This is a genomic window from Dinoroseobacter sp. S375, assembly GCF_049800775.1.
Classification (GTDB): domain Bacteria; phylum Pseudomonadota; class Alphaproteobacteria; order Rhodobacterales; family Rhodobacteraceae; genus Dinoroseobacter.
The window spans coordinates 538,568-557,782 of sequence record NZ_JBNAFR010000001.1 but is presented as its reverse complement, the minus strand read 5'-3'; the positions used below and the strand labels follow the sequence as shown (position 1 = coordinate 557,782).

The 19,215-nt window shown below is 65.2% G+C and carries 19 protein-coding genes; 14 read left to right on the top strand and 5 right to left on the bottom strand.

What is annotated here, in order from left to right; genetic code table 11:
* Positions 1 to 155: 155 nt before the first annotated feature.
* Together ACP150_RS02620 and scpA are read left to right on the top strand one after the other, a co-directional pair.
* Positions 156 to 1,094 (top strand): hypothetical protein, encoded by a 939-nt coding sequence (locus ACP150_RS02620; RefSeq protein ID WP_424964985.1) that lies wholly within the window; start codon positions 156 to 158, stop codon positions 1,092 to 1,094.
* The gene (gene scpA, locus ACP150_RS02615; RefSeq protein WP_424964984.1) at positions 1,066 to 3,204 is read left to right on the top strand and encodes a methylmalonyl-CoA mutase; all 2,139 of its coding nucleotides are present in this window, start codon (positions 1,066 to 1,068) and stop codon (positions 3,202 to 3,204) included. The genes ACP150_RS02620 and scpA overlap by 29 nt, the downstream gene beginning before the upstream one ends.
* Positions 3,205 to 3,294: 90 nt before the next feature.
* Here the strand turns inward: scpA and ACP150_RS02610 are convergent, their stop codons facing one another.
* On the bottom strand, positions 3,295 to 4,224 hold the full coding sequence (locus ACP150_RS02610; RefSeq protein WP_424964983.1) for a hydrogen peroxide-inducible genes activator: 930 nt from the start codon (positions 4,222 to 4,224) through the stop codon (positions 3,295 to 3,297).
* A gap of 315 nt (positions 4,225 to 4,539) precedes the next feature.
* Between ACP150_RS02610 and mbhE the strand changes: the two genes are divergently transcribed.
* The 12 genes from mbhE to ACP150_RS02550 all read left to right on the top strand — a co-directional run bounded on the left by mbhE (position 4,540) and on the right by ACP150_RS02550 (position 13,503).
* A complete protein-coding gene (gene mbhE / locus ACP150_RS02605) occupies positions 4,540 to 6,828 on the top strand; it encodes a hydrogen gas-evolving membrane-bound hydrogenase subunit E (RefSeq protein ID WP_424964982.1) in 2,289 nt (762 codons plus the stop codon).
* Positions 6,825 to 7,277 carry an MnhB domain-containing protein gene (locus ACP150_RS02600; RefSeq protein WP_424964981.1) on the top strand — a complete coding sequence of 151 codons (453 nt, stop codon included), beginning with the start codon at positions 6,825 to 6,827 and terminating at the stop codon, positions 7,275 to 7,277. The genes mbhE and ACP150_RS02600 overlap by 4 nt, the downstream gene beginning before the upstream one ends.
* Positions 7,277 to 7,681, top strand: a complete 405-nt coding sequence (locus ACP150_RS02595) for a Na+/H+ antiporter subunit C (protein WP_424964980.1) — start codon at positions 7,277 to 7,279, stop codon at positions 7,679 to 7,681. Before ACP150_RS02600 ends, ACP150_RS02595 begins: the two co-directional genes overlap by 1 nt.
* On the top strand, positions 7,678 to 9,213 hold the full coding sequence (locus tag ACP150_RS02590; RefSeq protein WP_424964979.1) for a Na+/H+ antiporter subunit D: 1,536 nt from the start codon (positions 7,678 to 7,680) through the stop codon (positions 9,211 to 9,213). Before ACP150_RS02595 ends, ACP150_RS02590 begins: the two co-directional genes overlap by 4 nt.
* Positions 9,210 to 9,563, top strand: coding sequence for a Na+/H+ antiporter subunit E (locus tag ACP150_RS02585; RefSeq protein WP_424964978.1), 354 nt, complete (start codon positions 9,210 to 9,212; stop codon positions 9,561 to 9,563). Before ACP150_RS02590 ends, ACP150_RS02585 begins: the two co-directional genes overlap by 4 nt.
* On the top strand, positions 9,556 to 9,918 hold the full coding sequence (locus ACP150_RS02580; RefSeq protein ID WP_424964977.1) for a monovalent cation/H+ antiporter complex subunit F: 363 nt from the start codon (positions 9,556 to 9,558) through the stop codon (positions 9,916 to 9,918). Before ACP150_RS02585 ends, ACP150_RS02580 begins: the two co-directional genes overlap by 8 nt.
* Positions 9,915 to 10,262, top strand: coding sequence for a monovalent cation/H(+) antiporter subunit G (mnhG, locus tag ACP150_RS02575; RefSeq protein ID WP_424964976.1), 348 nt, complete (start codon positions 9,915 to 9,917; stop codon positions 10,260 to 10,262). The genes ACP150_RS02580 and mnhG overlap by 4 nt, the downstream gene beginning before the upstream one ends.
* Positions 10,249 to 10,863: a VOC family protein gene (locus ACP150_RS02570; protein ID WP_424964975.1), complete on the top strand. Its 615-nt coding sequence runs from the start codon at positions 10,249 to 10,251 to the stop codon at positions 10,861 to 10,863. The genes mnhG and ACP150_RS02570 overlap by 14 nt, the downstream gene beginning before the upstream one ends.
* Complete coding sequence (locus ACP150_RS02565) at positions 10,860 to 11,345, top strand: N-acetyltransferase family protein (protein WP_424964974.1); 486 nt, start codon at positions 10,860 to 10,862, stop codon at positions 11,343 to 11,345. The genes ACP150_RS02570 and ACP150_RS02565 overlap by 4 nt, the downstream gene beginning before the upstream one ends.
* A gap of 87 nt (positions 11,346 to 11,432) precedes the next feature.
* Positions 11,433 to 12,116 (top strand): TerB family tellurite resistance protein, encoded by a 684-nt coding sequence (locus tag ACP150_RS02560; RefSeq protein ID WP_424964973.1) that lies wholly within the window; start codon positions 11,433 to 11,435, stop codon positions 12,114 to 12,116.
* An 8-nt stretch (positions 12,117 to 12,124) separates the two neighbouring features.
* Complete coding sequence (locus ACP150_RS02555) at positions 12,125 to 13,129, top strand: endonuclease/exonuclease/phosphatase family protein (protein WP_424964972.1); 1,005 nt, start codon at positions 12,125 to 12,127, stop codon at positions 13,127 to 13,129.
* Positions 13,130 to 13,176: 47 nt separating this feature from the next.
* Positions 13,177 to 13,503 (top strand): AAA+ family ATPase, encoded by a 327-nt coding sequence (locus ACP150_RS02550; protein WP_424964971.1) that lies wholly within the window; start codon positions 13,177 to 13,179, stop codon positions 13,501 to 13,503.
* Here the strand turns inward: ACP150_RS02550 and ACP150_RS02545 are convergent, their stop codons facing one another.
* The 4 genes from ACP150_RS02545 to ACP150_RS02530 all read right to left on the bottom strand — a co-directional run bounded on the left by ACP150_RS02545 (position 13,504) and on the right by ACP150_RS02530 (position 19,097).
* On the bottom strand, positions 13,504 to 15,024 hold the full coding sequence (locus tag ACP150_RS02545) for a Ppx/GppA family phosphatase (protein ID WP_424964970.1): 1,521 nt from the start codon (positions 15,022 to 15,024) through the stop codon (positions 13,504 to 13,506).
* A 93-nt stretch (positions 15,025 to 15,117) separates the two neighbouring features.
* On the bottom strand, positions 15,118 to 17,292 hold the full coding sequence (locus ACP150_RS02540) for an RNA degradosome polyphosphate kinase (protein ID WP_424964969.1): 2,175 nt from the start codon (positions 17,290 to 17,292) through the stop codon (positions 15,118 to 15,120).
* A 39-nt stretch (positions 17,293 to 17,331) separates the two neighbouring features.
* The gene (locus ACP150_RS02535) at positions 17,332 to 18,018 is read right to left on the bottom strand and encodes a chromosomal replication initiator DnaA (protein ID WP_424964968.1); all 687 of its coding nucleotides are present in this window, start codon (positions 18,016 to 18,018) and stop codon (positions 17,332 to 17,334) included.
* Positions 18,015 to 19,097 carry an AI-2E family transporter gene (locus tag ACP150_RS02530; protein ID WP_424964967.1) on the bottom strand — a complete coding sequence of 361 codons (1,083 nt, stop codon included), beginning with the start codon at positions 19,095 to 19,097 and terminating at the stop codon, positions 18,015 to 18,017. Before ACP150_RS02530 ends, ACP150_RS02535 begins: the two co-directional genes overlap by 4 nt.
* Positions 19,098 to 19,215: the final 118 nt, after the last annotated feature.

Sequence of the window (19,215 nt, the reverse complement as noted above, 5' to 3'; positions counted from 1 at the left end):
CAAGATATATGCCGTCCGAACCAGATTTCGAAGACCCTGACGCGCTTTTTGCCGCTCGGTAACGTTAATTCGACCGGAAGGGTCGTTTTTTAATGTCTCTCGCAATGTCATATCCCCCGCGCCTGGGCGTCGGGCTTGCGAGTATGAGGCGTGTTTTGGACGTAATTCTGCATGTGGGAGCCCACCGGACCGGCACCACGACCCTGCAACAGACGCTGCATCACAATCATCAGCGGCTGAAGGCACACAAGGTGGAATACTGGGCGCCCCAGATGATCCGCGCCGGTCTGTTTGACGGGCTGATCAAGGCGGCGGACCGGGTGTCACCGCAGGTCGTCGCCCAGGCTCGGACCGCCAACCAGCGCATTGCGCGCGATCTGCATCGTCTGGATGCGGCGGGGACCAGGACCCTGATTGTCAGCGAAGAGAACATGCTGGGCTCGATCCCGGCCAGTGTGACGACCGAGCGGCTCTATCCCGACGCGGCGCGGCGCGTGGCGCGGCTGCGCCCGGCTTTTGCGCGACACTGTACGCGGATCGGACTCGCCATTCGCAGCTATGACCAGCTCTGGACGTCGATGATTTCCTTCACGGTCAAGCGCAGCGGGCGCGTGCCGGATGGGGATCAGTTGGCCGGGCTTGTGGCCCAGCCGCGCCGCTGGCGCGACATCATCCGCGAGCTGCGCGTGGTCTTTCCCCGGGCCGAGATCCAGGTCTGGCCGTTCGAGGGCATGGTGGACGCGCCCCATGACGTGATCGCCCGGATGACCGGGCGGGATCTTGCCCTGCCGCTTGAGCCGGTGGAGGGGGTGCATAACCCCGCGCCCGATATCCACGCCCTGCGCGCTGCGGTCGAGGCGGGGCCCTGTGCGGGCCATCTCGCCCGTCTGGCCGAGTGGAACAGCGGGCGCTGGATGCCATTCACCGAACCGCAGCGCACGAAGATGCGCGCGGACTACGCCGAGGACATCGCCTGGCTGCGGAGCAATCCGGGCCCGGCCATCAGCTATATTGAGAGCCCCGAGGACATCGTGGGCCCGACAGAAGAAGAAAGAGGAGTGCGACATGACGAAGGGCAAAGACGCGTGGGCTGACATTGCCGCGAAGGAGTTGCGCGGCAAGCCGTTGGAGGCGCTGACCTGGGACACGCTTGAGGGGATCCAGGTCCAGCCGCTTTATACGGCCGAGGATACCGAAGGGCTCGACCATCTGGACACGATCCCCGGTCAGGCGCCGTTCACCCGCGGTGTGAAGGCGACCATGTATGCGGGCCGTCCCTGGACGATCCGGCAATATGCCGGGTTTTCAACGGCCGAGGAATCCAACGCGTTCTATCGCAAGGCGCTGGATGCCGGGCAGCAGGGCGTCTCGGTCGCGTTCGATCTGGCGACACACCGGGGCTATGACAGTGACCACCCCCGGGTCGAGGGTGATGTGGGCAAGGCGGGCGTGGCCATCGACAGTGTCGAAGACATGAAGATCCTGTTCGACGGCATCCCGCTCGACAAGGTCTCGGTTTCGATGACCATGAATGGTGCGGTGATCCCGATCCTCGCGAATTTCATCGTCACCGGCGAGGAACAGGGCCATGATCGCTCGGTCCTGTCGGGCACGATCCAGAACGACATCCTCAAGGAGTTCATGGTCCGCAACACCTATGTGTACCCGCCCGAACCCTCGATGCGGATCATCGCGGACATCATCGAATATACTTCTAACGAGATGCCGAAATTCAACTCGATCTCGATCTCGGGCTACCACATGCAGGAGGCGGGCGCGAACCTCGTGCAGGAGCTGGCCTTCACCCTCGCGGACGGGCGCGAATATGTGCGCGCCGCGATCGAGCGCGGCATGGATGTGGACAAGTTCGCCGGGCGACTGTCGTTCTTCTTTGCCATCGGGATGAACTTCTTCATGGAGGCGGCCAAGCTGCGCGCGGCGCGGATGCTTTGGCATCGCATCATGTCCGAGTTCGAGCCGAAGAACCCGCGCTCGATGATGCTGCGGACCCATTGCCAGACCTCCGGTGTCTCGTTGCAGGAGCAAGACCCCTATAACAACGTGATCCGTACCGCCTATGAGGCGATGTCGGCGGTGCTTGGCGGGACCCAGTCCCTGCACACCAACGCGCTGGACGAGGCGATTGCCCTGCCGACCGAGTTCTCGGCCCGGATCGCGCGGAACACCCAGCTGATCCTGCAGGAAGAGACCGGCGTGACCAATGTGGTCGATCCGCTGGCGGGCTCTTACTATGTCGAAAGCCTGACCAATGAGCTGGCCGAGAAGGCCTGGGCACTCATCGAAGAGGTCGAGGAGATGGGCGGCATGACCAAGGCCGTCGGCTCCGGCATGCCGAAGCTGCGGATCGAGGAATCCGCGGCCCGGCGTCAGGCGATGATCGACAAGGGCGACGAGGTGATCGTCGGGGTCAACAAGTACCGCAAGGACAAGGAAGACCCGATCGATATCCTCGAGATCGACAACCAGAAGGTCCGCGAGGGTCAGGTGGCCCGGCTGGCCGGGATCCGCGACAGCCGCGATCAGGCGGCCTGCGACGCGGCGCTCGCGGAATTGGAACGGCGGGCCTCCGAAGGGGGCAATCTGCTCGAGGCGGCCGTGGAAGCGGCCCGTGCGCGGGCAAGCGTAGGAGAGATCAGCATGGCCATGGAAAAGGTGTTCGGGCGTCACCGCGCCGAGGTGAAGACCCTCGCCGGGGTCTATGGGGCCGCCTATGAGGGCGATGACGGCTTCGCCGCCATCCAGAAATCCGTCGAGGATTTCGCGACCGAGGAAGGGCGCCGCCCGCGGATGCTGGTGGTCAAGATGGGGCAGGACGGTCACGACCGGGGCGCCAAGGTCATCGCGACCGCCTTTGCTGATATCGGCTTTGACGTGGATGTGGGCCCGCTGTTCCAGACCCCTGAAGAGGCCGCGCAGGACGCCATCGACAATGACGTGCATGTCATCGGCATCTCGAGCCAGGCGGCGGGGCACAAGACCCTTGCGCCGAAACTGGTCGAGGCGCTCAAGGCGCAGGGGGCCGGCGATATTCTGGTGATCTGTGGTGGGGTCATCCCGCAGCAGGATTACCAGTTCCTCTATGACCGGGGCGTCAAGGCGATCTTCGGGCCGGGGACGAACATCCCCGAGGCCGCGCAGGATATCCTGCGGCTGATCCGCGAGGCGCGCTCCGAAGCGGCCTGAGGGTCTGCGGAGCGGTCGCTGCATAATGGAAAACCATGGCCGAGGCGGCATGCCGCCTCGGGATGACGCGCCCGGTTGCCCGGCGCGCGCCTAGCTTTCCACTGTCAGCTCCGGCCAGCTCTTGCGGACCACATCGCGGATCACCTGCGCGATTTGCAGATAGGCCGCGTCGCGTCCTGCGCGCCGCCGCCAGACCATTCCGACCGAGCGCATCATGCGCACGCCGGTCATGCGCCGGACCACGACTTCGGCGCCACGTCCCTCGATCTCGGAGCTGACATAGAGCGCGGGGAGAAAGGTGAGCCCCATCCCCATCCCGACCATCTGACGCAAGGCGTCCAGCGAGGTGCCCTCGTAATCCCGCGCCAGCAGCGCGCCGGTCTGCTGGCAGATCGCCGTGATTTGATCATGGAGGTGATAGGCCGGGCTGAGGCTGAGCACCTGTTCCCCGGCCAGATCCTCGGGGCGGAGGGTTTCGCGCGCGATCAGGCGGTGATCCGCGGGCATGGCCAGCATCAGCGGCTCGCGAAAAAGCCGCGCGGTGGTGTAGTCCGCCCCGATCACCGGCAGCTGAGTGAGGATCACGTCATGCTCGCCCCGGGCCAGATCCTGTTCCAGCACCCGGGGCGCATCCTCGCGAATATAGATCCGCAGATCCGGGTGCCCGGCATGGAGCGCGCCCACCACATGGGGCAGCAGATAGGGCCCCAGCGTGGCCTTCGCCCCGAGCCGGATCGTGCCGACAACGCCGTCCCGGGCCGCACCGGCAAAATCCACAAGGCTCTGAACATCATCGAGAATTCCCCGCGCCCGGGTCACGATCTCGCGCCCGACCTGGGTCAGGCGCACGCCGCCGCGACCGCGTTCCACCAGAGCGACCCCAAGCGCGAGTTCGAGGTTCTGGATCTGCGCGCTCAGGGAGGGTTGGGTCACCCCGACCCGTTCCGCCGCACGTCGGAAATGCGCGGTCTCGTCGATGGCGACCAGAAACTGCAATTGCTTGAGGGTCGGACTGGCCAAGGGGCACCTTCGGAGGTTGATAGGAATAAACTATCAAAATTTATTAACCCATTGGGTTTTTAAAATCAACGACGACATCATATCAAACTCATCGAAGGCAGTATGCCACGGGAGGCGCCGATCTTGCCCACGTCCTTCATGTTTCCTCATGTCGGGCAGGAGTAGGGGCCGCAAATACGGGCCACGACCAGGAGTGGATCTGATCGACTTCTAGGCCTGTGCCGTCCATTGGACGGCTGAGGGTCGCGCTACATCCGGGGCCGTGGCGCGACCCTCTTTATTTTTAAAAATTGCCCCAGATGCCTGCACCGCTAGGTGAACGAAGACGAGGCGCTCTTGCGCGCCCCCAATATAGAACGTGTGCCCATGCCCCGGCTCCTGACTCTCCTTCCCGCCGCAATCCTTGCGCTGATTGCGCTTTGGTTTGCCCAATTCATTCCACAGGTGGCTGCCGGAGAGGTCGTCACCTGGTCGCGTCCGTGGATCCCGGGTCTCGGGATCGAGGTCGCCTTCCTGATCGATGGTCTCTCGCTGCTCTTTGCGCTGATGGTGACCGGGATCGGGGCGCTCATCTTCCTCTATGCCGCGGTCTATTTCAAAGGCCATCCCAAGCTCACGATGTTGCTGACATTGCTGACGCTGTTCGCGATCTCGATGCTCGGGCTGGTGCTGGCCGATGATGCCGTGACCCTGTTTGTCTTCTGGGAAGGCACGACGATCACCTCTTTCCTGCTGGTCGGCTTCGACCACGAGAAGACCAAGGCGCGGGACAACGCGCTCCAGGCGCTTCTGGTGACGGGACTCGGGGGGCTCGCGCTGCTGGCGGGGCTGATCCTGCTCGGGGCCGAGGCGGGCACGTTCCGGATTTCTGAGATGAACGCGGCAGGCGATCTGATCAAGGCGTCGGTCCTCTATGTGCCGATCCTGATCCTGATCTTCATCGGGGCCTTCACGAAATCCGCGCAGTTCCCCTTTCATTTCTGGCTGCCCGGGGCGATGGCCGCGCCCACCCCGGTGAGCGCCTATCTGCACTCGGCGACGATGGTAAAGGCGGGGATCTACCTACTGGCACGCCTGACCCCGGCCCTTGGCGGGACGGAGGTCTGGTTCTGGACGCTGACTCTCGTGGGCGCGATCACCATGGTCTGGACCTCGGTTCTGGCGCTGAAGCAGACCGATCTGAAGCTGATGCTGGCCTATACCACGGTGATGGCGCTCGGCGCGCTGACCATGATGCTGGGCGGTGGGACGCGCTACGCGGTGATGACCGTCGCGGTCTTTCTGGTCGTGCACGCGCTCTACAAGGCGGCATTGTTCCTGACCATTGGCCTGATCGACAAGGGCACGGGCACGCGCGAGACAACGCAGCTCGGCGGATTGCGCGGGGCGATGCCGGTCACATTCGTGATTGCGCTGCTCGCGGCCATGTCCATGGCCGGGCTCGCGCCCTTTGTCGGGTTTATCGGCAAAGAGCTGATGTATGAGGCGGCACTTGGTGTGCAGACCGAGCCTCTGTTCGTGGCCACGGCGGCCCTGCTGGCCAATGCCAATATGGTGGCGGCGGCGGCGCTGGTGGCGATCGCGCCCTTCTTTGGCGCCCGGCTCGCAACGCCGAAAACGCCCGCGGATCCCTCCCCATGGTTGTGGAGCGGTCCGGCCCTGCTGGCGGTGTTGGGACTGGTCTTCGGGCTCATGCCCGCGCTGATCGCCGGGCCGATCATCACGCCGGTGGTGCAATCGATCCTGCCGGGGGAGGACCCTGTCTATCTCGCCCTCTGGCATGGGGTGAACCTGCCGCTGATGTTGTCGCTTCTGACCTTCGTGCTGGGGTTCACGCTTTACTATGGCCGCGCAAAGGTGCGCGCCTCCCTGCGGAGCACCAATTTCACTGGCGGGCTGGATGCGAACGAGTCTTACGAGCTGGTGCTGAAAAGCTTCAAGCGCTTTGCGGCCTGGTCGGCGCGCACGGTGCAGGGGGGCAAGATGACGGTCTATCTGCGCACGGCCTTCGCGGTGCTGGCCCTGCTGATGTGGGGGGCGCATCTGGCCTCGCGCGATGCGTTCAACCCGCCGGTTGAAGGGTTGTCTCTGGTGCCGCTGGTGATCTGCGCGCTGATCGCGGTGTCGGCAGCGGTGGTGCTGACCACGGGCTCGCGGCTCTATGGCCTGACCGCGCTCGGGATCACCGGGGCCGGGGTCGCCATCCTCTTCGTGTTCTACTCGGCCATCGATGTGGCGATCACCCAGATCCTGGTGGAGATGCTGGTGGTGATCATCCTTGCGGTGGCGCTGGTCAAACTGCCCACCATGCCGCAGGAGCGGAACTTCCGCGCGGGCGATGCGATGATCGCCTCTGCACTGGGGCTCGGCGTGGCCTTTGTGGTGGCCTCGGTGCTGATGCAGCCCTTTGACCCGCGCATCAACGAGTTCTTCAACGCGGCCAGCTACCCCGAGGCGCTGGGCCGGAACGTTGTGAACGTGATCCTTGTGGACTTCCGCGCGCTCGACACGCTGGGCGAGGTGGCGGTGGTTCTTGTGGCGGCGATCTCGGCCGCTGCGGCCCTGACGGCGGGCCTGCGGGCCCGGAAGAAAGTAGACAAATGAACTCCACGATCCTTCAGACAGCAACCCGGGTGCTTGTCCCGCTCTTCTTGCTGATCTCTCTGCTCATCCTGTGGCGCGGGCACAATGCTCCGGGCGGCGGCTTTATCGGAGGCCTGATGGCGGTGATTGCCGTGGCGCTCTATGCGCTGGCCGAGGGGGTCGACAGGGCGCGCAAGCTTCTGCGCATCGACGCGCTCTCGCTCGCGGGGCTCGGGCTGGCCATGTCCGTGGCGGGCGGGCTCTGGGGGGCAGCCGTGGGCGGTGCCTTCCTGCAGGGGGTCTGGCCGTTCTACGGCTACGTCCCCGGCGAAGGAACGCAGGGCTGGCCGGTCGGGTCGATCCTGTTGTTTGACACGGGCGTCTTCGTGACCGTGCTCGGCGCGGTCTGCGCCGTGCTCTTCTCGCTTGAGGATGCAGTTTTCGCCGAGCAGGACGAGGAGGCGCGCTGATGGAAATCGTGATTGCAGCGCTGGTCGGCTTTCTGGTCGCCGGGGGCGCGTATCTGATGATGAGCGGGCAGCTGATCCGCTTTCTCTTTGGGCTGGTTCTGTTGTCGAACGCCGCCAATCTGGGGATCTTTGCCGCCGGGCGCATGACCTATGCCACGCCGCCTTTCGTCCCCGAAGGATCGACCGAGGCTGTGGCAGGGGCGGCCAATGCGCTGCCGCAGGCGCTGATCCTGACGGCCATCGTCATCGGCTTCGGCCTGCTGGCCTTCGCCCTGGCGCTAGCCTTCCGCGCCTGGCAGAGCCTCGGGACGGTCGAGATGGATGCCATGCGGGCCTGTGAGCCGCTGGAGCCGCCGAAGCCGCAACCGGCCTCGTCCAATATCCGTCTGGAGGCGGCAGAATGATCCTCGTCTGGCCCATTGCGATCCCGATGATCACGGCGATCCTGACCCTGCTGTTGCGCCATCGCAGCGGCGCGAATGCGGCCTCTCTGCTGGGGGCGGTGGCGCTGCTCGGCTCGGGGCTGGTCCTGTTGCAGGCCGTGCTGAGCGGCGGCCCGATCTCGGCCCAGATGGGAGGATGGGAGGCCCCGTTCGGCATCACCCTCTTTGCGGACATCCTCTCGGCGGCCATGGTGGTCATTGCCGGGATCGTCGGTGTGGCCGTGATCGTCTACAGCCAGTTCGACGTGACCGATGACGAGCGTCGGGTGGGGTTCCACCCGCTCAGCCATGCCCTGCTGCTGGGGGTGTGCGGCGCGTTCCTGACCGGCGATATCTTCAACCTCTATGTCTGGTTCGAGGTGATGCTGATCGCGTCCTTCGGCCTGCTGGTGATCGGCGGTCGCCGGGATCAGATCGACGCGGCGGTGAAATATGTCGGGCTCAACCTTGTTGCCACGCTCGCCTTTCTGACCGGCGTCGGGATCCTCTATGGCGCGGCGGGGACGCTGAACATGGCGGATCTGCATCTGGTGCTTGCGGATCGTCAATCCGAGACGGCGGTGCTGGCCTCGGCGGCGCTCCTGCTCTTTGCCTTTGGCGCGAAGGCGGCGATGTTCCCGGTCTTTGCCTGGCTGCCAGCCTCGTACCACACGCCTGCCTTTGCGACATCGGCGCTTTTCGCGGCGCTGCTGACCAAGGTCGGGGTCTATGCGCTCTTGCGGGTGTTCACGGTGGTCTATGATGGCGGTGGCGGCTTCGTGCAGCCGATCCTGCTGATCGGCGCGGTGCTGACCATGGTGATCGGCGTCCTCGGGGCGGCGGCGCAGAACGATGTGCGACGGATCCTGTCCTTTCACATCATCAGTCAGATTGGCTACATGGTTCTGGGTCTTGCCCTCTTCACGCCGCTGGCGATCATCGGGGCGATCTTCTACCTCTTCCACCACATCATCGTGAAGGCGAACCTGTTCTTCGTGGCCGGGCTAATCAAGCTGAAGGCGGGTTCCGAGGAGCTCGACAAGATCGGTGGTCTGCTGAAGGCGTCGCCCTTCCTCGCCGTGCTCTTCCTGATCCCGGCGCTGAGCCTTGCGGGCATCCCGCCGCTCTCGGGGTTCTGGGCGAAGTTCATCATCGTGCAGGCCACGCTGGAGGCGCGCGACTGGTGGGTGGCGCTGGCCGCGCTGGCGGTGGGTCTGATCACGCTCTTCTCGATGACCAAGATCTGGCTCGCGGCCTTCTGGAAGGACCACCCGGATCCTGACCACAACCTGGCACAAGCCATGCCACGGACGATGATCGGGCCGATCGCGGTGCTCGCGGTCATGACCGTGATCATCGGGCTGGGGGCCGGGCCGCTCTATGCGGTGGCCGAGGAGGCGGCGATCACGCTGCTGGATCCGCTGGCCTATGTGGAAGTCGTTCTGGGCCCTGAGGTCGCCGAGACCGCCCGGGCCGAGCGTGCAGCCCTGCAACTGGCGGAGGTGGCAGAATGAAATTCGTGCTGAGACTGTATTATTCGCTCAACCTCTTTGTCTTTTTCGTCAAGGAGCTGATCGTCTCCAGCCTGCGGGTGGCCTGGGATGTGATCACGCCAGAGATGAAGGCGCGGCCCCGGCTGATCGTCATGCCGCTGGATGCCAAGACGGATGTAGAACTGATGCTAACGGCCAATATCATCTCGCTGACCCCGGGCACCCTGTCCATCGACCTGAGCGCGGATCGCAGCGAGTTGCTGGTGCATTCAATGTTCGGCGCCGAGGACCCGGAGGGGGAGATCGCCGCCATGAAACACGGGATCGAACGCCGCGTCCTGCGGGCGACACGGGGGACGCGTCATGCTTGATCTTCTGGGCAGCCTCTTGCTGGAAACCCGTCAGACCGGCCCGCTCGGGGTCGCGGTGCTGCTGACCTTCGTGATGGTGACGGCGGCGCTGGTTCTGTCGACGATCCGCCTTCTGCGGGGGCCGACCCTGCCGGACCGGGTCGTGGCGCTGGACCTGATCTCGATCCTGCTGGTGGCGATGCTGACGCTCTTTGCGCTGTCGAGCGAGGTCGAGGCCTATCTCGACGCGGCGCTCGTGCTGGCGCTGGTGGCGTTTCTAGGCACGGTGGCGCTGGCGCGCTTCGTGCTGCGGTCGGGACGCAATTACAAGAACGGGCAACCGGATGCTGCTCCGGGCAAGGAGGATAACGGATGACGGCCATTGACTGGATCGCGGGCTCACTGCTGCTCTGCGGTGGGTTCTTCACCTTCATCGCCGCGCTGGGCGTGGTGCGGATGCAGGACGTCTATATCCGGATGCATGCCTCGACCAAGGCGGGCACGCTGGGGGTCGGCATGATCGCCGCTGCCGCTGCGCTCACCGTGGATGCCGAGGGGATGGCAAAGGAGATTGCGATCATCCTCTTCCTGCTGTTCACTGCGCCCATCGGTGCGCATGTGATCGCCCGGGCGGCATTCCAGTCGCGCGTGCCGCTCTGGGGCCAGAAAGACAACGACATCAACCGTGACAATTTCAAATGCGAGAATGAGCGGACCTGACCCGGTCCTGCGTTTCGATCATATCGCCATTGCCGCCACGCGGCTCGAGGACGGGGTCGCCTGGCTCGAAGAGCGGCTTGGCGTGGCCCTTGCCCCGGGCGGGCAGCACCCGGCCATGGGCACCCATAACCGGCTCTTGTCCCTGGGCCCGGATCTCTATCTCGAGGTGATCGCCATCGACCCGGACGCAGCCCCGCCGGGGCGCGCCCGCTGGTTCGGGCTGGACCGGTTCGAGGGGCCACCCCGCCTGCAGTCCTGGATCGTGGCCGCCCCGCCGGGCATGGCACGCCCGGCTTATGCCGGGCCGCCCGTGGCCCTCAGCCGGGGCGATCTGCGCTGGAGCTTCACCGTGCTCGACACCGGCGCATTGCCCTTTGACGGGGTCGGCCCGCCAATCATCACTTGGGAAAAAGGCGGTCATCCGACCGAAAAACTCGCCGATTGCGGCGTGCGCCTGACCGGGTTGCGCGTCGCCCACCCGCGCGCCGACGCGTTGCGCGAGGCCCTGACCGGTCTGCAGACGGATCTGGTCGAGATCACCGAAGGGCCCGCCGCCCTCAGCGCGACGTTGCGCACGCCCAAGGGCGAGGTCACCCTATGATCCGCGCGGCACAGGCGGCGGATGCGGCGGCGATTGCGGAGCTGTGGTCGGCGCTGATCCGCGAGACGGCGGTGACCTTTAACGCAATCGAGAAGACCCCCTCGGATGTCGCGACGCTTCTGCTGGAAAAGGCGGAGGAGAACCTGCCCTTCTTCGTGGCGCTCTCCGGCGACGAGGTCATGGGCTTTGCCACCTATGGCCCGTTCCGGAGCGGGATCGGCTATGCTCATACCATGGAGCATTCGATCATGCTGGACGCCCGGGTGCGGGGGCTCGGCCTGGGGCGCGGTCTGATGGACGCGCTGGAGGCGCACGCGCGCGGGCGCGGGGTCCACACGCTTTGGGCCGGGGTGAGCGGCGAGAACCCGGATGGCGTGCGGTTTCACCGCCATATGGGCTTCACAGAGCTTGCCACGCTGCCGGAAGTCGGCTTCAAGTTCGACCGCTGGATGGATCTGGTCCTGCTCTACAAGCGCCTCTGACCGGCGCCGCGCGCCCGGGCGCGTCTTCTTGCACATGCGGCATCCCTTGGGCTGACAGGGTGTCGTGGAACCTCTAGGATTTGCGCCATGTCGATCTGGTCCCGTATTGCCGATGCTGTTGCCGCCTTCCGGTCGGGCGAGAGCCTGTCCAAGGTCTTTGAAACCCTGCGCTCCCCGCCGGAGCGCACGGTGGCCTTCACCATTGCGGTGATCGCGCTGAGCGCGAAGATGGCCAAGGCCGATGGGCTGGTGACCCGCGACGAGGTGACGGCCTTTCGCGAGGTGTTCACGATCGCGCCGGCGGATGAGCCCCATGCGGCCAAGGTGTTCAACCTCGCGCGGCAGGACGTCACCGGATACGAGATCTATGCCGAGCGCATTGCCGAGATGTTTTCCGATGACGAGGACACCCTCACGGACCTGATGGAGGGGCTCTTTCACATTGCCATGGCCGATGGCACCTATCACCCGGCCGAGAACGCGTTTCTGGAATCCGTGGGTGATATCTTCGGGTTGAGCGACATGTGTTTCCGGCGTCTGCGCGCACAGCACGTGCCCGATGCCGAGCCCGATCCCTATGACGTTCTGGGGGTCGATCCGTCGGTCTCGCTCGAAGAGGCGCGGAAGGCCTGGCGCGGGCTTGTGCGCGAGACCCATCCGGACCGAATGATGGCGCGCGGCGTACCTGAAGAGGCGATCAAGCTCGCGGAGCGGCGGCTGATCGCGATCAACCGGGCATGGGAAGAAATCCACCATGCCAAGTCGGCCTGAGCCCGGCCATGCGGATCGCCACCTACAATGTGGAGTGGTTCACAGCACTGTTCGACGAGGACAACCGGCTGCAGGCTGACGAGGGTTGGTCACGCCGCCGGGATGTGACCCGCGCCATGCAGGCCGAGGCGCTGGGCGCGGTGTTCCGCGCGATGGATGCGGATGCGATCATGGTGATCGAAGCCCCGGACCAAGGATCCCAGCGGTCGACCCGCGCGGCGCTGGAGGGGTTCGCCGCCCGGTACGACCTGCGCACCTCGCGCGCGCTCAACGGGTTTGCCAGCGACACCCAGCAGGAGATCGCGCTGCTCTATGATCCTGACCGGCTCTCGGCGGTGCATGCGCCCTCGGATCTGGGCGCGCCCCGGTTCGACACGGACTTTGCGCTCGATCTCGATGTGGATGCGGTGCCGGATCCCGTGCGCTGGTCCAAGCCGCCGCTCGAGCTGTGCATCACGCCGCGCGACGGGGTGCCTTTCCGGATGATCGGGGTGCATGCCAAGTCCAAGGCCCCCCATGGCGCGCGCTCGCCCGAGGATGCCACCCGGATCGCCATTGCCAACCGGCGCAAACAGCTTGCCCAATGCATCTGGCTGCGCCGCCGGGTGAGTGCGCATCTGGCCGAGGGCACGCCGCTGATGGTGCTGGGCGATTTCAATGACGGGCCCGGGCTCGACGTCTATGAGAGGCTCTTCGGGCGCTCGGGGGTCGAGATCGTGTTGGGGGAGGGCGCCGAGGCGCCGCTTTATGACCCCCATGCCGCCGAAGCGCTGGAGCGTCGGCTGGGGACCATGCCCAGCACCGCGCGGTTCTTTCGCAAGGACACCAACCGCTATCTGGCGGCGCTGCTCGACTACATCATGGTCTCGGCGGATCTGCGGGCGCGGGCGGGCCTCTGGCGGATCCTGCATCCTTTCGATGACCTCGACTGCTTTGGCGATGCCGATCTGCAATCCGCGCTTCTGACCGCGTCGGATCACTTTCCGGTGGTCTGCGAGCTGGACCTGTCCTGAACGGCGTGGGCGCTCTATACTGGCCGCATCACATGAGGAGACGCGAGATGATCCGGACCACGGCCCTCCTTCTGGCGCTCTGCGCTGCGCCAATGACCGCACCAGCGCAAGAGACCCCGCCGCTTCCCGAGCTGGACGAGAGCTTCGATCTCTTTGCCGATGGCGCACGGGAGTTTTTCGAGAACTTGGAAAGCGAGCTGTCGCCGCTGCTGAAGGATCTGGGGGAGCAGTTCGAAGGGCTGAGCCGCTATGAGGCGCCCGAGATCCTGCCCAATGGTGATATCCTCATCCGGCGCAAGCCCGATCCCGAAACGCTGCCCCCCGCACCGCGCCCCGAGGGCACGACCGAGATGGATGCGCCGGTCGAGCTTTGATCAGATCAGAACGCGCGGTTCCGCATCCAGCGAGGCCGCAAGGGACTTGAACCGCGCCTCGGCCACCTCGCCAAAGAGGTCGCGGGTCTCGACCGGCATCCGCAGCTCGAGGATCTTCTTTTTCGGGTAAAGCTTCAGCCGTCCCATCTTGGTCGCGTCCTGCGCCGCCAGCATCGCGCCGAACCGCATGGCCTTGCCCAGAACCTCGGCCTTCTTCTGATCGCGCTCGGGCAGAAGCTCGTAGAAGGCCTCGAACCGGGTGCCCGCGCGGCTGTTCTTGTAGCGGTGCAGCAGGGCCAGCCCGAGGAAGATCCGCTCCGCATGGTCGAGCCCGGCCAGATTGGCACGGGTTGCCGTGTCGAAACAGACCTCGGCCCGGTAATCGGGATGGGCCCGCCAGCTGATATCGTGGAGCAGGCAGGCCGCCTTGGCCAGGCGTCGCGTCTTCTCGCGTTCGCTGGAAAAGAGCGGTTTCAGAAACTCGTAGAGCGACCGGCCGAAGCCCGGGATGCGCGCCGACTGCGCCTCAGCATAGCGGCAGGCCTCGATCAGCGGGTCGCGGTTGCGCAGCTTCTGGGGCATCTGCTCGTAGAGCAGGCCTTCGCGGATCCCATAGGCGGAAATCGCGATCTCCCGGGGGCGGAAGGTTCGGATCAGCGGGCTGAGCACCTGGCTCGCCTCGGGCAAGAGGGTGATCCGGGCCTCACCGATGCCGGACATGGCGCGCAGCTCCTGCAGGCTGTGGGACTTCATCCATGTCAGCGTATCCGAGACCGAGCGCGGGCTCATCCGGTACTCATGGAGCACGGCGAGCGGGTAGTTCCGCCGCACCATGTCGAGCCGCGCAATCGCCCGCCACGAGCCGCCCACGAGGAACAACCGGTCATAGCTGCCGTCGATCTTGCCGCGCAGGGTGGACAGTTCGGATTTGATATGCGCCTTGAGGCCCTTCTTGCCGCCGCGCACATCGCGCAGCTTCAGCGGCCCCAGTGCCGAGGTCTCGCGCCGTCCGACCCGCCCCTCGGCGACCTCTGCCAGTTCCAGCGACGAGCCCCCGATATCGCACATGAGCCCGGTCGCGCCGGGCCAGCCCAAAAGGACGCCCTGGGCGCTGAGCCGTGCCTCTTCGGTGCCGTCGATAACCCAGAGGCGGAGGCCGGTCTCCTGCGTCAACTCCTCCCGAAACGCAGGACCGTCCTCCGCCTCCCGCATTGCAGCTGTTGCGACAGCCACCAGCGGGGTCACGTTCATGGATTTGGCAAGCAGCACAAAGCGCTTCATCGCATCCATGGCCCGGATGCGGCCCTCTGGGTTGAGCCGCCCGGTCTGGCTCAGGCCGGCCCCGAGGCCCGCCATCACCTTTTCATTGTAAAAATAGGCCGGCGAGCGCGCCGCCCCATCAAATACCACCATCCTGACCGAGTTGGATCCAACATCAATCACCCCTACGCGGCCCAAGGCCTGCGCGGTTGGATCTTGAAAAAGCGGACGGCCGAACGGACCCCAATCTTCGTCTTGCACCGGTGCCCCGTTCGCTACCCCCACGGTCGCTTGCTGACCCTAGGCAAACAGACCCAGCACCGTCAATTCCTTTTTCGCACAAATATCCGGCGTTTAGTCCCGGGAGTGGGTCAATTCGGGCACGTCGGATGCGCCCGCCGATCCGCGGCCGGAAAGCGAGGGATTTTCCATGAAAAAACGGTGGCAATTGAACATCGGACCATCGGCCCGTTCGGTCTCGCGCTGGAAGGATCCGTCGGGGCAGAGCACCCAGCTCTGGGCGGTGTCGGCGAGATTCGCGGCCATGATCTGGCTGACGATCTGGGCTTTCACCGTCGCGTTCTTGATCTCGACCAGGGTTTCGACCCGGCGGTTCAGGTTGCGCCCCATCCAATCCGCCGAGGACATGAAGACCCGGCTCTTCTTGGCGGGCAATCCGTGGCCATTGCCGAAACAGACGATCCGCGAATGTTCCAGAAAGCGGCCGACCACGGATTTCACCCGGATGTTCTCGGACAGCCCCTTGATGCCCGGGCGCACGCCACAGATCCCGCGAACAACGAGGTTGATCTTCACCCCGCGATTGGAGGCATCATAGAGCGCATCGATCACATCCGGTTCGATCACCGAATTCATCTTGGCCCAGATCTCGGCGGGGCGTCCGGCTTCGGCATGCTTGGCCTCGGCGTCGATCATCTCGATCAGCGTCGACTTCATGGTGATCGGCGAGATCGAGAGGTTTTCCAGCGTCGCGGGCTCTGCGTAGCCGCCGATGTAATTGAACACCTTCGTGGCATCGCGCCCCAGTGCTGCATCGCAGGTAAAGAGGCTGAGATCGGTATAGATCCGCGCGGTGATCGGGTGGTAATTCCCGGTGCCGTAATGGGTGTAGGTGACCAGCTTGTCGCCTTCGCGGCGCACGACGCTGCTGATCTTGGCGTGGGTCTTGTAGTTGATGAACCCATAGACCACATGGGCGCCCGAGCGTTCGAGCTTGCGCGACTGGCGGATATTGGCGGCCTCGTCAAAGCGGGCTTTCAGCTCCACGAGGGCGGTGACGGATTTGCCGTTCTCCGCCGCCTCGCAAAGCGCGTCGACGATCGGGCTCTCGTTCGAGGTCCGGTAGAGGGTCTGCTTGATCGCGACCACATTGGGATCCCGTGCCGCTTGGGCCAGAAAGCGGATCACCATGTCGAAGGTCTCGTAGGGGTGGTGCAGCAGCATGTCCTTCTGCTGGATTGCGGCGAACATGTCGCCGTCGAAATCCTGCACCCGTTCGGGCACGCGCGGCGTGAAGGACGGCCATTGCAGGTCGCGGCGGCTGTCCAGCACCAGCTCCTTGAGGTCCGACAGGCCGATCAGCCCGTCAATCTCGATGATCTCGGCATCGCTGACACGCAATTCCTCGACGATCACGGCGCGCAGGGCTTTGGGCGCGCTGGCCGACAGTTTCAGCCGCACAACCTCGCCGCGGCGACGCCGCTTCAGGGCGACCTCGAACTCGCGGACGAGGTCTTCGGCCTCGTCCTCGACCTCCAGATCGCTGTCGCGCAGGACGCGGAAGGCGCAATGCCCCTTGATCCGGTAGCCCGGGAACAGGTCGGGGATCTTCTGCAAGAGCAGGTCCTCGAGCGGCAGGAAGCGCTGGGTGCCGTCCACCTCCGGCAGGGCGACAAAGCGGTCGATCTGGGTCGGGATCGGCAAGAGCGCCTTGAGCTCGCGCTTGTCGCGGGTGCGCTCCAGCTGCAGGGCCAGCGAGAAGCCCTCATTGGGGATGAAGGGAAAGGGATGCGCGGGGTCGATGGCGAGGGGCGAGAGCACCGGAAAGACATTGGACATGAAGACCGCATCGATCCGGGCGAGGTCCTCCTTGGTGAGTTGCCCGCGATTGAGCACGGCGATCTTTTCCTCGGCCAGCTCCGCCAGCAAACCTTCGAGCGTGCCCTGCTGCCGCTCCATCAGGCGGCGCGCATCGGCGTTGATCAGCACCAGCTGCTCTTCGGGCGAGCGGCCATCGGCGGCGGGTGTCGTGTTGCCCTCGCGGGCGAGCTCGCGCAGGCCCGCCACGCGCACCGAATAGAACTCGTCGAGATTGGTCGCCGAGATCGACAGGAAGCGCACCCGTTCCAGAAGTGGGACACGCGGGTTCGCGGCCTCTTCGAGCACGCGGAAGTTAAAGGCCAGCCAGCTCAGTTCGCGGTTGAAGAAGCGGCCCGGACCGGTGCGCTCCTCCTCGGGCAGGGAAATCGCGGGCGGGAAGGGGTCGGTCAGGAAATTCGCGTATGTCATGGGAACGGTGTCGCCTTGGCGTGTAACGGGAGGATGACCCTAACCTTCTGCCGGGTCGAGAGAGCCGAGGATTTCGGTCGCGAGTGTCGTGTTGATGGCGCGGCCCTCGCTCAGGGCGCGGTGGTCGAGCTCGGCCACCAGCGCTCGGGCGGCACTGAAGGACCGCTCCATCCGCCGCAGCAGGAACGGGATGAGCGGCGGCGGGGGCAGGATCTGCCGGTCCTCGAAGAGCTTCGCAAGTACCCGCCCCAGAAGCAGGTCATCGGGCGGAGCGAGCTGGGCCAGGGGCATGGCCTGCAGGCGGCTCGCCAGATCGGGCAGGGCGATGGACCAGCGGGCGGGCGGTGTCTCGCCGGTGACCAGCAATCCGCCCCCCTCGGACGCGATGCGGTTATGCAGGTGAAACAACGTCTCCTGCGCCTCGCCCGCGCCGAACATCTTGTCGGCATCCTCGACCACCACATGGGGCGGCAGGTCCACGAGCCCGGCCAGCGTCAGGTCGCGTCCTGCGATGATGGCGCCGCGGCTGCGGGCGGCCCAGATCTGAGCCAGGTGCGACTTGCCCGAGGCTTCGGGCCCGCTGATCACAAGTCGCGGAACGGGCCATGCGGGCCAGGCGTCAATCCGCGCCAGCGCGTCGGCATTGCAGGGCGCTTCGATGAAATCCGCGCGCCCCAGTGCCGGCATTTGCGGCAGGGGAAAGGTGAGCTGCTGCGGCGCGCTCATGCGGACTCGTCATCCTTGGTCGGGCTCCCCACGATCCCGCGATAGAGCAGGCCCCCCTGGTACTGCCCGATGGCAAAGCGCACGAGCACACCGATCATGGCCGAGACCGGCACGGCGACCAGCATCCCGACAAAGCCAAAGGCGGTTCCGAAGGCCGAGAGCGCAAAGAGCAGCCAGACCGGGTGCAGCCCGACAGAGCCGCCCACCAGCTTGGGCGTGAGGTAATTGCCTTCGATCATCTGCCCCATGATGAAGATCAGCCCAACGGCCACGATCCAGCCCGGATCGCCCCAGAACTGGAAGATCGCCAGCCCGATGGACAGCGCGCCTCCGACCAGCGAGCCCACATAGGGGATGAAGGTCAGCAGCCCCGCGACCGCCCCGACCACGAGGCCGAATTGCAGGCCCACCAGCATGAGCGCCACGGAATAGAACGTCCCCAGGATCAGGCAGACCGTCAGCTGTCCGCGCACGAAGCCGGCCATCACCGCATCGACCTGGCTGGCCAGCTCGCGGATGGTCGCCTGGTGATCGCGGGGCAGCAACCCGTCAATCCGCGCGACCATATGGTCCCAGTCGAGCAGCAGGTAGAACGCCACGACCGGGCAGACCACGATGAAGATCACCGCATTGATCACCCCGAGGGCAGAGGCGAAGACCTTCTCCACCAGTTCGCCGGAGCGGGACTTGATGATCTCACCCAGGGTTGCGAGCGACTGGCGGACGGTGGAGTCCGGGTCGTTCATCGACGGGAAGCGGTCGGACAGGAAGGTCTGGAGCTGGGACAGGATCTCGGGGATGGCATCGCCAAGCGCTATGGTCTGGGAAATCAGGGTCGGGATCACCAGAAGGGCCGCGATCACAAAGACGACCACGGCGACCAGGGCGATGATCGCCGTCGAGATCGTGCGGCTCAGGCCTATCTCTTCGAGCCGGTCGGCCACCGGGTCGAGGAAATAGGCAATCGCGCCGCCCACGACGAAGGGCAGGATGACATTGCCCAGCAGCCAGAGCAGGGCAAGGAAGACCGCCGCGGCGATGCTCCAATAGATCAATTGTTGGCGAGCTGGCAGAGCCATGGGATGCCTCCGAAGGGGAGCCTGTGCAGAATAGCTGTTCCTAGCTTCATGGCCAAATCCCACCCGGCTGGCAAGGGCAGGGCGGTGCAGATTGCAAGGCAGGACCGGCAAAGCGCGC